This window comes from Streptomyces sp. JLSY215 (assembly GCF_059682825.1).
Genome location: NZ_CM185022.1, coordinates 2,140,539 through 2,155,296 on the forward strand (window position 1 = coordinate 2,140,539; position 14,758 = coordinate 2,155,296).

At 72.4% G+C, this 14,758-nt stretch carries 14 protein-coding genes; 7 read left to right on the forward strand and 7 right to left on the reverse strand.

The window, feature by feature from the left end; translation table 11 throughout:
• Positions 1 to 93: 93 nt before the first annotated feature.
• Positions 94 to 1,134: an SCO1860 family LAETG-anchored protein gene (locus AC5677_RS09625; protein WP_497196558.1), complete on the reverse strand. Its 1,041-nt coding sequence runs from the start codon at positions 1,132 to 1,134 to the stop codon at positions 94 to 96.
• A gap of 464 nt (positions 1,135 to 1,598) precedes the next feature.
• Here AC5677_RS09625 and AC5677_RS09630 point away from each other — a divergent pair, with 464 nt between their 5' ends.
• Positions 1,599 to 2,603, forward strand: coding sequence for a bile acid:sodium symporter family protein (locus AC5677_RS09630; RefSeq protein ID WP_497194602.1), 1,005 nt, complete (start codon positions 1,599 to 1,601; stop codon positions 2,601 to 2,603).
• 150 nt (positions 2,604 to 2,753) lie between these two features.
• Here the strand turns inward: AC5677_RS09630 and AC5677_RS09635 are convergent, their stop codons facing one another.
• On the reverse strand, positions 2,754 to 3,845 hold the full coding sequence (locus AC5677_RS09635) for an amidohydrolase family protein (protein WP_497196559.1): 1,092 nt from the start codon (positions 3,843 to 3,845) through the stop codon (positions 2,754 to 2,756).
• 474 nt (positions 3,846 to 4,319) lie between these two features.
• Between AC5677_RS09635 and ectA the strand changes: the two genes are divergently transcribed.
• The 4 genes from ectA to thpD all read left to right on the forward strand — a co-directional run bounded on the left by ectA (position 4,320) and on the right by thpD (position 7,791).
• Complete coding sequence (gene ectA / locus AC5677_RS09640) at positions 4,320 to 4,886, forward strand: diaminobutyrate acetyltransferase (RefSeq protein ID WP_497194603.1); 567 nt, start codon at positions 4,320 to 4,322, stop codon at positions 4,884 to 4,886.
• Positions 4,887 to 5,045: 159 nt separating this feature from the next.
• Positions 5,046 to 6,314, forward strand: coding sequence for a diaminobutyrate--2-oxoglutarate transaminase (gene ectB, locus AC5677_RS09645; protein ID WP_497194604.1), 1,269 nt, complete (start codon positions 5,046 to 5,048; stop codon positions 6,312 to 6,314).
• A gap of 66 nt (positions 6,315 to 6,380) precedes the next feature.
• Positions 6,381 to 6,785, forward strand: coding sequence for an ectoine synthase (locus AC5677_RS09650; RefSeq protein WP_497194605.1), 405 nt, complete (start codon positions 6,381 to 6,383; stop codon positions 6,783 to 6,785).
• A gap of 106 nt (positions 6,786 to 6,891) precedes the next feature.
• Positions 6,892 to 7,791 (forward strand): ectoine hydroxylase, encoded by a 900-nt coding sequence (gene thpD / locus AC5677_RS09655; RefSeq protein ID WP_497194606.1) that lies wholly within the window; start codon positions 6,892 to 6,894, stop codon positions 7,789 to 7,791.
• Between the two features lie 102 nt (positions 7,792 to 7,893).
• Here thpD and AC5677_RS09660 read toward each other — a convergent pair whose 3' ends face one another.
• The 3 genes from AC5677_RS09660 to AC5677_RS09670 form a co-directional block, all read right to left on the reverse strand.
• Positions 7,894 to 8,967 (reverse strand): alkene reductase, encoded by a 1,074-nt coding sequence (locus AC5677_RS09660; RefSeq protein ID WP_497194607.1) that lies wholly within the window; start codon positions 8,965 to 8,967, stop codon positions 7,894 to 7,896.
• Positions 8,968 to 9,086: 119 nt separating this feature from the next.
• A complete protein-coding gene (locus AC5677_RS09665) occupies positions 9,087 to 10,175 on the reverse strand; it encodes an aminotransferase class V-fold PLP-dependent enzyme (protein ID WP_497194608.1) in 1,089 nt (362 codons plus the stop codon).
• A 52-nt stretch (positions 10,176 to 10,227) separates the two neighbouring features.
• Entirely contained in the window at positions 10,228 to 10,941 is a 714-nt protein-coding gene (locus tag AC5677_RS09670) for a DsbA family oxidoreductase (protein ID WP_497194609.1), read from the reverse strand.
• Positions 10,942 to 11,068: 127 nt separating this feature from the next.
• On the opposite strand from AC5677_RS09670, the gene AC5677_RS09675 reads away from it, so the two are divergent.
• Complete coding sequence (locus AC5677_RS09675) at positions 11,069 to 11,740, forward strand: class I SAM-dependent methyltransferase (protein ID WP_497194610.1); 672 nt, start codon at positions 11,069 to 11,071, stop codon at positions 11,738 to 11,740.
• Here AC5677_RS09675 and AC5677_RS09680 read toward each other — a convergent pair.
• Together AC5677_RS09680 and AC5677_RS09685 are read right to left on the reverse strand one after the other, a co-directional pair.
• A complete protein-coding gene (locus tag AC5677_RS09680) occupies positions 11,700 to 12,239 on the reverse strand; it encodes a GNAT family N-acetyltransferase (RefSeq protein ID WP_497194611.1) in 540 nt (179 codons plus the stop codon). The genes AC5677_RS09675 and AC5677_RS09680 overlap by 41 nt on opposite strands.
• A gap of 5 nt (positions 12,240 to 12,244) precedes the next feature.
• Positions 12,245 to 13,804 (reverse strand): aldehyde dehydrogenase (NADP(+)), encoded by a 1,560-nt coding sequence (locus tag AC5677_RS09685; protein ID WP_497194612.1) that lies wholly within the window; start codon positions 13,802 to 13,804, stop codon positions 12,245 to 12,247.
• Between the two features lie 142 nt (positions 13,805 to 13,946).
• Between AC5677_RS09685 and AC5677_RS09690 the strand changes: the two genes are divergently transcribed.
• On the forward strand, positions 13,947 to 14,717 hold the full coding sequence (locus AC5677_RS09690; RefSeq protein WP_497194613.1) for an IclR family transcriptional regulator: 771 nt from the start codon (positions 13,947 to 13,949) through the stop codon (positions 14,715 to 14,717).
• The last annotated feature ends 41 nt before the right edge of the window (positions 14,718 to 14,758 follow it).

Here is a 14,758-nt window from a genome sequence, read left to right on the forward strand (position 1 = left end):
GTGCCTGCCCCGGCCGCACCCGCGCCCGGCGCCCCCACGGCACCGGCGCGGATGGGCCCGCCTCCCCTCCGTTCGGACGAGGGGGAGGGTCTCTCAGCCGCGGCCGCCCTGCGCGGTGCGGCGCCGGCGCGCATAGCCGAGCGTTCCGGCTCCCGCGGCGACCAGCAGGGCGGCGCCGCCGGCGAGATACGGGGTGGCCGAACTGCCGCCGGTCTCGGCGAGGTTCTGGGTGCTGGGGTGCGAGCCGGCCCGGGTGCCGCCGGCGGTCCCCCCACCGCCCGTCGAGCCCCCTGACCGGCCGCCGTCACCCTGGCCACCCGACTGACCGCCGCTCTGGCCGCCGTCGCTCTCGCCGCCCGACTGGCCGCCGCTGCTCTGCCCGCCGTCGCTCTGGCCGCCGGTCGTACCTCCGGAGCCGCCCGGGTGCGGCGGCTTGCCGTGCGGCGTCGTGCAGGTCGCCTCGGCGAGCGTGACCCGTCCCCGGACATCGGCGACGTTCAGCTTCAACGGGTTGACCGCGACCTTCAGTTCCAGCGCGGTCGCCGCCGCGCTGGCGCCCGTCACCCGCCGCTGCGACAGGTCGAGGCGTACGTCGCCCACCCCCGGCACCTTGACGTCCGTCGTCCCGCCCGCGCGCAGCGTGACCTTCTTGCCCAGGACCAGGACGCTGCCCAGCACGTTCGACTCGGCCCGTGGCCGCTGCCCCGCCGCGCACACCGCCCGCGCCGTGACCTGCTCGACCTCCACCAGGGACAGCGCCCCCAGCCCGGGGACATGCACCTTCGCGTGCACGAGACGCGCGTACCCCTCGGCCTTGTGCCGGTCGGCACTCGCCCGCGCGGTGGCGACATCCGCGCGCAGCACGCTGAACGGCCGGCCCTGGTTGATGCCGTCCAGATCGACGGTGAGCACCGTCTTGTCGGCGGAGGCCGGTGCATGCACCTCGTTGAGCACGGCGTGCAGCGGGACATCGAGCGCCTTGCCGAGCAGCCCGACGTCCAGGCCGGTACGGAGCACGACCGCGCCGGACGTGCCGTTGCCGCCGGTCGCGTAGGCGGGCGCGGCGCCCGTCAGGACGGCGGGACCGGCGGTGAGGGCGGCGGCGACGAAGGTCGCGGCGAGCCGTCGGGGCATGCCGAAGGAGCTGGTGGAACTGGTGGACACGTGAGTGGAACCCCCACAAGAGAAATGGAGCCGCCGGCCGCGCCAATGGGGGACATCACGCGGGCCGACGACCTCGACCCGCACATCGTGTACGCACCAAGGGTGAATGGGCGGCCACGCGAAGTGAGTTCACCTGAAGGGGTGGTTTCCGAGTTTTCATTCGATTCGCCCGGCTCGTGGGACCACCTGCACCTCAGCCGCCCCATCGGGCGGGCACTGCGAGCCGCTTCCCCCGACGCCCTCCGCACCGGCCACGGTCGATACCGGACGAGGCGTCAGGACAGCGCGGATCTCGCCCGGTTCGTGCCCGTGTCCGCTCCCGCGACGACTCCCGCCCTATCTCCGGGAGCCCCGGACAGGGAAGGACAGCGGCCGAACGTCCAGCATCCAGAATTCGTTGTCCCGTACATGCAGACGACCGCTAGGGTTCCGCCGTGTCGACCGAGCAGACGAATCAGGCGCCCCCGCAGCCCGCCCCGCAGCCCGCCCCGCCGTCCGGCGATCTCCCCGCCGCCGACCGGGCGGCCCGCCGGGCGGTCACCCTCTTCCCGCTTCTGGTGATCGCCGCCGGGGTCGTGGGGCTGCTGTGGCCCGCGCACTTCACCGGGTGGGCGCCCGGGGTGCCGTGGCTGCTCGGGGTGGTGATGTTCTCGATGGGGCTGACGCTGACCCCGCCGGACTTCACCGCGGTGGCCCGGCGTCCCTGGGCGGTGGGGCTGGGGCTGGTCGCGCATTACGTGATCATGCCGGGGCTGGGGTGGCTGATCGCGACCGTGCTGCATCTGCCGCCGCAGCTGGCGGCCGGGGTGATCCTGGTCGGCTGCGCGCCCAGCGGGACCGCGTCGAACGTGGTGACGTTCCTGGCCCGTGGCGATGTGGCGCTCTCGGTGTCGGTGGCGACGGTCTCCACGGTGCTCGCGCCGCTCGTCACGCCGCCGCTGACGCTGCTGCTCGCCGGGCAGTTCCTCGACGTGGACGCCGGGGTGATGGTGACGGACATCCTCAAGACCGTGCTGCTGCCGGTGATCGCCGGGCTGCTCGTACGGATCGTCGCGGGGCGGTTCGTCGACAAGGTGCTGCGGGCGCTGCCGTGGGTCTCGGCGCTGACCATCGCGGCGATCGTGCTGGTGGTGGTGTCCGGGAGCGCGGCGGCGATCAAGGACGCGGCGGCGCTGGTGCTGCTCGCGGTGGTGCTGCACAACGGGCTCGGGCTGGCGCTCGGCTACGCGGCCGGGAAGCTGGCGCGGCTGGGCAGGCCCGCCAGCCGGTCGATGGCCTTCGAGGTCGGCATGCAGAACTCCGGCCTCGCCGCGTCGCTGGCCACCGCCCACTTCAGCCCGGCGGCGGCGCTGCCGGCGGCGGTCTTCTCGGTGTGGCACAACGTGTCGGGGGCGGCGGTGGCCGCCTTCATGGCCCGCTCCGCGCGCCGGGACCGGTAGCGGGGCGCACCCCTAGGGGCCGGGCGAACAGATCCCGTAGGGGGCGCGAGGCCCCCCTGCGGGGCCACAACCGGCGGGGGCGGGGCGGTATTCCCGTGGTTCCCCGGACCGCCACCACCGCCACCACCGCCCTTACCCGATTACGCGCCCCTACCCGATCACACGCCCCCGCAGCACCACCAGCCGCGGGGCCGCCAGGACGCGGACGTCCGCCCGCGGGTCCGTTTCGTATACGACGAGGTCGGCCGGTGCGCCCTCGGTGAGGCCGGGGCGGCCCAGCCAGTCGCGGGCGCCCCAGGTGGTGGCGGAGAGCGCGGCTTCGGCGGGCAGACCGGCCTTCATCAGCTCGGCGACCTCGTCGGCGACCAGGCCGTGCGGGAGCGAACCGCCGGCGTCGGTGCCGGCGTAGATGGGGACGCCGGCGTCGTAGGCCGCCCGTACGGTGTCGTAGCGGCGGGCGTGGAGGCGGCGCATATGGCCGGCCCACTGGGGGAACTTCTTCTCGCCGCCGTCCGCGAGCTGCGGGAAGGTGGCGATGTTGACGAGGGTGGGGACGATGGCGACGCCGCGCGCCGCGAAGAGCGGGATGGTCTCCTCGGTGAGCCCGGTGGCGTGCTCGATGCAGTCGATACCGGCCTCGACCAGCGGGGCGAGGGTCTCCTCGGCGAAGCAGTGGGCGGTGACGCGGGCGCCGAGGCGGTGCGCCTCGGCGATGGCCGCCGCGACGGCGCCGGGCGGCCAGCAGGCCCCCAGATCGCCCGTGGAGCGGTCGAGCCAGTCCCCCACGAGCTTGACCCAGCCGTCGCCGCGCCGGGCCTCCTCGGCGACATAGGCGACGAGGTCCTCGGGCTCGATCTCATGCGCGTAGTTACGGATGTAGCGCTTGGTGCGGGCGATGTGCCGGCCGGCCCGGATGATCCGCGGCAGGTCCTCGCGGTCGTCGATCCAGCGGGTGTCGGAGGGTGACCCTGCGTCGCGGATCAGCAGCGTTCCGGCGTCACGGTCGGTGAGCGCCTGCTTCTCGCTGGTCTCCGCGTCGACCGGGCCGTGCATGTCGAGACCGACGTGGCAGTGGGCGTCGACCAGGCCCGGCAGCACCCAGCCCGCGACGGTGGTGACCTCCCGGACCCCACTGGGCCGTTCGAACGTCACCCGGCCGCCGAGAACCCACAGCTCATCGCGCACGTCGTCCGGCCCGACCAGGACCCTCCCCGTGAGGTGCAGCGCCGCACCTTCGCTCATGGACGTCATACCGGCACTCTAGGCCGCCGGGCCCCGCGCCCGGGTCCCGGCGGTGCAGCGCCCGGCCACGGCCCGCCACGGGGGTATCAAGGGCGCATTCCGCCGCCGGATTCCCGGAAACCGAGGCGACTACCCCGATTTTCTTCCCGCACTCCTTGGCGCAGGCCTTCCGGTTGCGAATTCCCAATTCTTCAGAAGTACAGCTTCCCGTATTCTTCTGCCCGCTTTTCCGCACCTCAAACGCCAAGATTTCGCTAGCGGCAAGTATCAGAATTCGGACGCATCTCGCGGGCGTTACGGAGCTGTGACCGACTACACAGCGTGCCCGTTTCACCCCAAACTTCCAGGCCAAATCACCACATTCCGCGACCGAATCGCGCGCTCGTGCGCACCCGCGCGATAACACAGTCAAACCATCCGCGTAACCCCTGCCCGCGATGCAATTTCCTTTTTCCCTCGGTAAATTTAATTCCCATGACCGCCGCACAAGCAGACCATGCAGGTGCCCGAAGCGATATCAGAGAATTGCCGGAGGGCTTCAAGCTCGACTCCCCACGCGTGGAGGACGGAGCCGCGATCTGGCGTATCGCCCGCGACTCCAGGACTCTGGACCTCAACTCCTCCTACAGCTACCTGCTGTGGTGTCGGGACTTCGCCGCCACCTCCGTCGTCGCCCGCGACACGGAGGGCGAGCCGGCGGCCTTCGTCACCGGCTACATACGCCCCGAGCACCCGGAGACCCTCGTCGTCTGGCAGGTCGCCGTCGACGAAGCGCACCGCGGCCAGGGGCTGGCGGCCGCCCTCCTGGACGGACTGACCCTCCGCGCCGTACGTGAACTGGGCATTCGTCACGTCGAGACCACCATCACGCCGGACAACGCCGCCTCCATGCGGTTGTTCGCGTCCTTCGCCGAGCGCCACAGGACCGACCTGACGCGCGAGGTGCTCTTCGACGCCGGGCTCTTCCCCGAGCAGGGCCACGAGCCGGAGGTGCTGCACCTCATCGGCCCGTTCGGCCCGCCACCGGAGCCCCGGGACTGAACGCCCCCGCAGGCGCGGCCCCGTGCACCGCGCCGACCGTGCCCCGTACGGCATGCGGGACCGGCAGCCATGTGGTGACTCCCCCGTGACACCGCGTGCCGCCGCCCCGCCCCCACAGACTTCGATCTTCTTTCGCCACTCATCTCCCTGGAGCATGCTGTGACCATCACCCAGCCCGACCTGAGCGTCTTCGAGACCGTGGAGTCGGAGGTCCGTAGCTACTGCCGCGGCTGGCCGACCGTGTTCGACCGTGCGCAGGGCAGCCGGATGACCGACGAGGACGGCCACACCTACCTCGACTTCTTCGCCGGTGCCGGATCGCTCAACTACGGCCACAACAACCCGGTCCTCAAACGCGCCCTGATCGACTACATCGAGCGGGACGGCGTCACCCACGGCCTGGACATGTCCACCACGGCCAAGCGGGCGTTCCTGGAGTCGTTCCAGAACATCATCCTGCGGCCGCGTGACCTGCCCTACAAGGTCATGTTCCCGGGTCCGACGGGCACCAACGCGGTCGAGGCCGCGCTGAAGCTGGCGCGCAAGGTCAAGGGCCGCGAGTCGATCGTGTCCTTCACCAACGCCTTCCACGGCATGTCGCTGGGTTCGCTGGCAGTCACCGGCAACGCGTTCAAGCGGGCCAGTGCCGGTATCCCGCTGGTGCACGGCACCCCGATGCCGTTCGACAACTACCTCGACGGCCAGACCCCGGACTTCATCTGGTTCGAGCGCCTCCTGGAGGACTCCGGCTCGGGCCTCAACCAGCCCGCGGCCGTCATCGTCGAGACGGTGCAGGGCGAGGGCGGCATCAACGTCGCGCGCGCCGAGTGGCTGCGGCAGCTCGCCGAGGTCTGCAAGCGCTGGGACATGCTGCTCATCGTCGACGACATCCAGATGGGCTGTGGCCGTACCGGTGCCTTCTTCTCCTTCGAGGAGGCGGGCATCGTGCCGGACATCGTCACCGTCTCGAAGTCGATCAGCGGTTACGGCCTGCCGCTCGCGCTCACCCTGTTCAAGCCGGAGCTGGACATCTGGGAGCCGGGCGAGCACAACGGCACCTTCCGCGGCAACAACCCGGCCTTCGTCACCGCCGCCGCCGCGCTCGACACCTACTGGGCCGACGGGCAGATGGAGAAGCAGACGCTGGGCCGCGGCGAGATCGTCGAGGAGCACCTGAAGGCCATCGTCGAGGAGCACCCCGGCACCTTCGCCGAGTACCGCGGCCGCGGTCTGGTGTGGGGCCTGGAGTGCCTCGACAAGAGCCTCGCCAACAAGATTGCGGGGCGCTGCTTCGAGCTGGGTCTGCTGATCGAGACCTCCGGCCCGGAGAGCGAGGTCGTCAAGCTGCTTCCGGCGCTGACGACCACCCCCGAGGAGCTGGACGAGGGGCTTCGCATCCTCGCCCGCGCGGTCCGCGACTGCGCCTGACCCGCCGGGCCGGACACCCGACCGGCCCAGCGCTCCTTAACGTTTCACAGAAAGGCACCGAGCACCGTGATCGTCCGATCCTTCAAGGACATCGAAGGCACCGACCGCCACGTCAAGGCCAAGTCCGGCACGTGGGAGAGCAAGCGCATCATCCTCGCCAAGGAGCGCGTCGGCTTCTCCCTGCACGAGACCACCCTGTACGCGGGAACCGAGACGTCGATGTGGTACGCCAACCACATCGAAGCCGTACTGTGCGTAGAGGGTGAGGCCGAACTCACCAACGACGAGACCGGCGAGAAGCACGTGATCACGCCGGGCACGATGTACCTGCTCGACGGCCACGAGAAGCACACCATGCGGATCAAGAAGGACTTCCGCTGCGTCTGTGTCTTCAACCCTCCGGTCACCGGCCGGGAGGACCACGACGAGAACGGCGTCTACCCGCTGCTCACCGAGCCCGAGACGGTCTGAGACCGTCCCGGCCGGCTTCGCCCGACTGCCCCGTCCGGCAGCCGAGGAGGCATGTAACACCCGCACGAAACCGAAAGCACGTACGAGAGGAGAGGAAGGCAACACCATGACCACCGCACCCGAGCGCATCGCCGACCTGTACCCGACCCGCGGGACCGCCGAGGTCATCACCTCGCGGAAGGACCCGGTGGTGTGGTCGCAGCCCGGAGCGGCCGGCCCGTTCGAGCCGTCCGAGCTGAGCGACTTCGAACGCGACGGCTTTTTCGCCATCGGGGAGCTGCTCTCCGCGGAGGAAGTCGCGGTGTACCGCGCCGAACTGGACCGGCTCGTCCACGACCCGGCGATGCGCGCGGACCCGCGCTCCATCGTCGAGAAGAAGTCGGGGAGCGTCCGGTCCGTCTTCGAGGTGCACAGGATCAGCGAGGTGTTCGCCAAGCTGGTCTCCGATCCGCGCGTGGTGGGTCGCGCGCGGCAGATCCTCGGCTCGGACGTCTATGTCCACCAGTCGCGGATCAATGTGAAGCCCGGCTTCGGTGCGTCCGGCTTCTACTGGCACTCGGACTTCGAGACATGGCACGCCGAGGACGGTCTGGCGAACATGCGCACGGTGTCGGTCTCCATCGCGCTGACGGAGAACTACGACACCAACGGCGGCCTGATGATCATGCCCGGCTCGCATCAGCACTTCGTGGGCTGCGAGGGTGCGACGCCGAAGGACAACTACAAGAAGTCGCTGCAGATGCAGGACGCGGGCATCCCGTCGGACGAGGTGCTGACGAAGATGGCGGACCGGCACGGGATCCGCCTCTTCACCGGCAAGGCCGGCTCGGCGACGTGGTTCGACTGCAACGCCATGCACGGTTCGGGTGACAACATCACGCCGTATCCGCGCAGCAATGTCTTCATCGTGTTCAACAGCGTGGAGAACGCAGCGGTGGAGCCCTTCGAGGCGCCGGTGCGGCGTCCGGAGTACATCGGGGCACGGGACTTCACGCCGGTGAAGTAGGTGAAGTAGCCGCCCGGCCGACGGGCCGGGAGATGGGCGGAAGAAGCGGCGCGGCCGCCGCACAGCAGGTCTGTGCGGCGGCCGCGCCGCGCTGTGTGTCCGTCAGGCGGGGTCCAGCGCCGGGTAGTCGAGGTAGCCGGTGTCGTCGCCGCCGTAGAAGCTCTCCCGGTCGGGGGTGTTGAAGGGGCCGCCGAGCGCGAGCCGGTGGGGCAGGTCGGGGTTGGCCAGGAACTGCCGTCCGAAGGCCAGCAGATCGGCGCTGCCGTCCTCGATCAGGCCGAGGTCCTCGGGGCCGGTGGGGCGGCCGCCGTTGGCGGGGTTGAGGACGAGGGGGCCGGTGAAGTGCTTGCGCAGCCGGGCCAGCAGCTCGCGGTCCGGAACGTCGCAGATGTGCAGGTAGGCCAGGCCGAGCGGTTCGACGGCCCGGAGCAGGGCGGTGTAGAGCGGCTCGGGGGCCGGCTCGTCGATGCCGTTGAAGGGGTTGCCGGGCGAGAGCCGCAGGCCGGTGCGGTGCGCGCCGACGGCCTCGGCCACCGCCCGGGTGACCTCCACCGCGAAGCGGATCCGGCCTTCGGTGTCGCCGCCCCAGGCGTCGGTGCGCAGATTGCTGTTGGGGGCCAGGAACTGGTGCACCAGATAGCCGTTGGCGCCGTGGATCTCCACCCCGTCGAATCCGGCCTCGACGGCGTTGCGGGCGGCGGCCGCGAACTCCTCGATGGTGGTGCGGATCTCGGCGTCGGTCAGCTCGTGCGGGGTGACGCAGTCCTTCATCCCGTCCTCGGTGAAGACCTGGCAGTCGGCGGCCACCGGGGAGGGCCCCACCGGAATCAGGCCGTCCGGCAGGAGCACCGGGTGGCCGATCCGGCCGCCGTGCCACAGCTGCGCGAAGATCCGGCCGCCCGCCTCGTGGACGGCGTCGGTCACCCGGCGCCAGCCGGCCACCTGCTCGGCGGTGTGCAGCCCCGGGGTGAAGGGGTAGCCCTGGCCGACGACGGTGGTCTGCGCGGCCTCGGTGACGATCAGGCCGGCGGTGGCGCGCTGGGCGTAGTAGGCGACCATCGAGTCGGTCGGCACCCCGCCGCCCTCGGTGGCGCGGTTGCGGGTCATCGGCGCCATGACGATGCGGTTGGCGAGCGGGGTGCCGGCGAGGTCTACGGGATCGAACGCGGTGGTCACTGAGGGCCTCTCAACTGCGGTGCGGGCAGGGAAAATGATCAGGGGATCACTGGCCATGATCGTTGGCACTTCTGTCAGCAGCCGCGCCGGGTCCCGCATTCCCGCCCGGCGCCCCTCGTTCACCCCCAGGTGCCGCCGGCGGGTCCGATCAGCTCCAGCAGCCGGTCGACGTCGTCGGTGGAGTTGTAGAGGTGGAAGGCCGCGCGCAGCAGGCCGCCGCGCACGGAGACCCGTACGCCCTCCTCGGCCAGCCGCCCTTCCGCGTCCGCCAGGCCCGGTGCGGAGACGATCGCGGAGCCGGGTGCCGGGCGGGGCACCAGGCCGCGCTCGGCCAGTCCGGCGCGGTAGCGGTCGGCGAGCGCGGTGTTGTGGGCGTGGACGGCGGCCACGCCCAGCTCCTCGATCAGGGCGAGCGACCGTTCGGCCCCGACGTAGGAGTAGTGGGCGTGCGGTTCGTCGAACCGGCGGGCGGTGGCGGCCGGCCGCCGTATCGGGCCGTAGTTGGCGTCGTCGAGGTCCTCGCCGGCGACCCAGCCCGCGTGCAGCGGCCGTGGCCAGGACTCGCCGTCCGGTGCGCCGTCGCCCCCGAACGTCATGAACGTCGTACCGCGCGGGCACAGCAGCCATTTGAAGGCGCCGCAGACCAGGTAGTCGTAGTCGGCGGCGCGCAGCGGCAGCCAGCCGGCGGCCTGGGTGGCATCGAGGTAGGTGCGCGCGCCGTGGGCCCGCGCGGCCTCCCGTACGGCCGCCAGGTCGGCGATCCGGCCGTCCAGCGACTGCACCGCGCTGAACGCCACCAGCGCGGTGTCCGGCCGCACCTCCTCGGCCAGCGCCTGCAGCGGTACGGTGCGCAGCGTGATCCCCGGGCGCACCGCGAGCGGATTGACCAGGGAGCTGAAGTCGCCCTCGGGGACCAGCACTTCGGAGCCCGGCGGCAGCGAGGCGGCGACGAACGCGGACTGCACCGCCACCGAGCTGCCGATGGCGACCCGCTCCTCGGGGATGTCCAGCAGCCGCGCAAAGGCGGCCCGGGAGGCGGCGGTCGGGCCGAAGTAGTCGCGGCCCATGGTGCCGTAGGAGGCGGATTCCTCGACGGCCGCGCGCAGCGCCTCGGCGCTGCGCCGCGGCAGCAGTCCGCTCGAGGCGGTGTTCAGATAGGTCGTCTCGGGCGTGAAGTCCGCCCCGCCCAGTGGCGCGTATCGCTGCATGCCCCCACTGTGCGGGACCGTTCCCGCGCCGTCCACGGCATCGCCGTGTCGCTCAGCTGCCGGGCAGGGCGCAGCCGTCGTCCCCGCAGACCTCCGCGTCGGCGGCCGTGCGGACCGGGACGGCGCCGTCCTCATGGGCGCGCTCCAGCGCCTGCCGGAAGACGTCGGCGGGCTGGCCGCCGGAGATGCCGTACCGCCGGTCGATGACGAAGAACGGCACGCCCGTGGCGCCCAGCTCCGCCGCCTCCCGCTCGTCGGCGCGGACCTCCTGGGCGTAGGCGTCGGGGTCGGCCAGCACGCGGGCGACCTCGTCGGCGGGCAGCCCGGCCGCGACGGCCGTTTCGGTGAGCACGGCCGGGTCGCCGAGCGTGCGGGCCTCGGCGAAATTGGCGTGGTAGAAGGCACCGAGCAGTGCGTCCTGGACGCCGTGGGCCTTGGCGAGGTGGAGCAGCCGGTGCAGGTCGAAGGTGTTGCCGTGGATCCGGTCGGAGCGGTAGGCGAGCCCCTCCCCCGCCGCCGCGTCCGCCACCCGGGCCTCCATGGCCTCGGCCTGCTCCCGGCTGACGCCGTACTTCGCGGCGAGCATGTCGAGCACGGGGAGGTCCGTGGCGGCCGGCGCCTTGGGGTCCAGCTCGAAGGAGCGGTGCACCACCTCGACGTCGTGGGTGCCGTGCCGCTGCGTGAACGCGGCGAGGCCGGCCTCGAAGCGGGCCTTGCCGATGTAGCACCAAGGGCAGGCGATGTCGGACCAGATCTCGACGCGCATGGGGTGTGCATTCCTCGTTGTCGGCGGGCACCTGCCGTGTGCGGTGTGCCCGGTGTCGTGTGCCTTGTGGGTGGACGCCGGTACAACCTGCGGGGGCGCCGGGCTATTCCCTGGGTACGGTCCGGGCATGACCACCCCACAGGATGCGGCCGGGTTCTGGGAGACCACCGGAGCGGCCAAGACGTTCACCCATCCGCTCGATACGGCGCTGCTGGAGGAGTTCGTGCCGGTGACGGCGCGGGTGCTGGACTACGGCTGCGGCTACGGGCGGCTGACCGCGGAGCTGGCCGGGCTGGGGTACCGCTCGGTGTGCGGGGTGGACTTCTCGGCGGCGCTGGTCGAGCGGGGGCGGCGGGAGCATCCCGGGGTCGATCTGATGCGGTGCCCGGGGTTCCCGCTGCCGTTCGAGGACGGGGCGTTCGATGCGGCGCTGCTGTTCGCGGTGCTGACGTGTGTGACCGGGGACGCGGACCAGGAAGAGATCGTGGGCGAGCTGGGCCGGCTGGTGCGGCCGGGCGGGGTGCTGTATCTGAGCGATGTGCCGTTGCAGAGCGATCCGCTCAACCGGGAGCGGTACGAGCGTTTCGCCGGCCGGTACGGCACCTACGGGGTCTTCGGGACGCCCGACGGCGGGGTGTTCCGGCACCATCCGCCGGAGCGGCTGCGGGGGCTGGTGCGGGCGGCGGGGTTCGCGGTGGTGCGGGAGCGCGAGGACACGGTGGGCACCCTGGACGGCCGCAGCGTGGGGCGGCTGCAGCTCATCGCGCGGCGGGAGCGGCCAGCGGGAGCGTCAGGCTGAGGTGGGTGGCGTCGGGGGCGGGGCGGCGCGCGGGATCGGGCCGCCAGCCCAGGCCGGTGTAGAAGGCGCGGGCGCGGCGGTTGTGCCAGAGCACCTCCAGGAAGGCCCGGGAGCAGCCCGCCGCGTGCCAGGCGTGCAGGCAGGCGGCGTGCAGGGCGCGGCCGACGCCGGTGCCCCAGTGGCCGGGGTCGACGTGCAGCTGGTGGAGCGTGACGGTGGCGGGCGGGCGGGCCCCGCCGGCCGGGGTGCGGTGGCGGTAGGAGGCGGCGCCGACGACGGTGTCCTGCCGTACGGCGCACAGTGCGGGCGTGTCGTCGTGGTGCAGGACGCGGCCCCAGGCGGCGAGCCGGCGGGAGTGTTCGGCGGGGGTGTCGAAGGGCGCGTCCGGGAAGCGGCTGCGGTGGTACGCGGCGCGGGCGGCGGTGTGCAGGCGGGCGATGGCCTCCAGGTCGGCGGGGGTGGCGGAGCGGACCTGGAGGGGTGCGGCGGCGGAGCGCACGGTGGCTACCCGCCCTCGGGGCGGCCGTCGACGCGGCGCGGCAGGCCGAGCGGGTTGTCGTCGTGCAGCTCGGGCGGGAGCAGGGCGGGCGGGGTGTCCTGGTAGGCGACCGGGCGCAGCCAGCGTTCGATGGCGGTGCCGCCGACCGAAGTGGAGGTGGAGGTGGTCGCCGGGTAGGGGCCGCCGTGGTGCTGGGCGGGGGCGACCGCGACGCCGGTCGGCCAGCCGTTGACAACGACCCGGCCGGCGAGCGGGGTGGCCTCGGCGAGGAGGCGGGCGCCCCGGCCGCTTTGCCCGGTGTCATCCGTTCCTGCGCTCTCCGCGTCGCCGAGCTGCAGGGTGGCGGTGAGGTTGCCGGGCAGCCGGGCGAGGACGGCGCCGATCTCGGCGTCGTCGGCGTAACGGGCGACGACGGTGACCGGGCCGAAGCACTCCTCCAGGAGGAGGTCGTGCGGCCCCTCCTTGGTGAGGTGGGCGGCGGGGACGGTGAGGAAGCCCGCGCTGACGGTGTGCGGGCCGCCCGCTCCGGGGGTCACCGGTGCGTGGACGCCGGGGAGTTGGGCCCGGCTGCGGATGCCGTCGAGGAACGCCTCGCGCATCCGGTGGTCGAGCAGCACCCCCGCCTCGGTGTCGCTGACGGCGGCGGTCAGCGAGGCCAGCAGCCGGTCGCCGGCCTCGCCCTCGGGCGCCAGGACCAGGCCGGGCTTGACGCAGAACTGGCCGACGCCGAGCGTCATCGACCCGGCGAGCCCGGCGCCGATCGCCTCGGCGCGCTCCGCGGCCGCGGCCTCGGTGACCACCACGGGGTTGAGGCTGCCCAGCTCGCCGTGGAAGGGGATGGGCTGCGGGCGGGCCGCGGCGGCGTCGTACAGGGCGCGCCCGCCGCGTACCGAGCCGGTGAAGCCCGCGGCGCGGATCAGCGGATGGCGGACCAGGTCGAGGCCGGCCCGGAAGCCGTGCACCAGGCCGATCACGCCCTCGGGCAGGCCGACGTCGGCGGCGGCGCGGCGCAGCAGCGCGGCGCACAGCTCGGAGGTGGCGGGGTGGTCGGGGTGCGCCTTGACGACGACGGGGCAGCCGGCCGCCAGGGCGCTGGCCGTGTCGCCGCCGGGGACGGAGAAGGCGAGCGGGAAGTTGGAGGCGGCGTAGACCGCGACCGGTCCCAGCGGGATCTTGTAGCGGCGCAGGTCGGGGCGGGGCGGGGTGAGGGCGGGGTCGGCGTGGTCGATGAGCACGTCGAGGAAGGCGCCCTCGGCCACGATGTCCGCGAACGCCCGCAGCTGGTAGGTGGTGCGGCCCAGTTCGCCGGTGAGCCGGCCGGGGCCCAGGGCGGTCTCCGCGTCGGCGGCCTCGATGACCGCCTCGCCCGCCTCGTCGAGCAGCTCGGCGGCGCGGCGCAGCAGCGCGGCGCGCACCGGGCGGTCGGTGAGGGCGGCGCGGGCGTCGTGCGCGGCCCGTACGGTCTGGTCCACTTCGGCCGCTGTGGCTTCCACCGCAACCTGTTCGCGGCGCTTCCCGGTTCGGGGGTCGACGCTCCAGACTGGTGCCGCTGCCGCTGTTGCCACCGTGCATACCTCCTGCGCGAAGACCGGCCGAAGACCGACCGAAGACTTGCCGCACCCTGGACGGCGTTCGATATGCTGAACATCGTCCCAGATGGTGAATAAACGGGACTCTATGGCGGTCCGAACAGAGGGGTCAAGGGCGATGTCAGCTGCCGATACCGGGGGATCTCAGGTCAAGTCCGCGGTACGGACGGTGGAGCTGCTGGAGTACTTCGCGGGCCGCCCCGGTATGCATAGTCTGGCCGTTGTCCAAGAGGCCGTCGGCTACCCCAAGTCCAGCCTCTACATGCTGCTGCGCACCCTCGTCGAGCTGGGCTGGGTCGAGACCGATGCGACGGGCACGCGGTACGGCATCGGCGTCCGCGCGCTGCTGGTCGGTACGTCGTACATCGACGGCGACGAGGTGGTCGCCGCCGCCCGGCCCACGCTGGACCGGCTCTCGGACGACACCACGGAGACCATCCACCTCGCCCGCCTGGACGGCACCAACGTCGTCTACCTGGCCACCCGCCAGTCGCAGCACTATCTGCGCCCCTTCGCCCGGGTCGGCCGCCGGCTGCCCGCGCACTCCACCTCGCTGGGCAAGGCGCTGCTGGCCACGTACACCGACGACCAGGTACGGGCGATGCTCCCGCCGGCCCTCGCGGCGCTGACCGAACACACCATCACCGACCGCGAGGCGCTCATCGAGGAGCTGCACGCGGTCCGCGAACAGGGCTATGCGGTGGACCGCGAGGAGAACACCCTCGGGCTGCGCTGCTTCGGCCTCGCGATCCCCTACCGCACCCCGGCCCGGGACGCCATCAGCTGCTCGGTGCCGGTGGCCCGGCTGACCCCCGACCATGAGCAGATGATCAAGGACATGCTGTTCGACGCCCGCGACCGGCTGACGCTGGCGACCCGCCGCCTCTGAGGGAGGAGGCGGTCCTCACCCGTGCGGCGGAGGGGATCGTC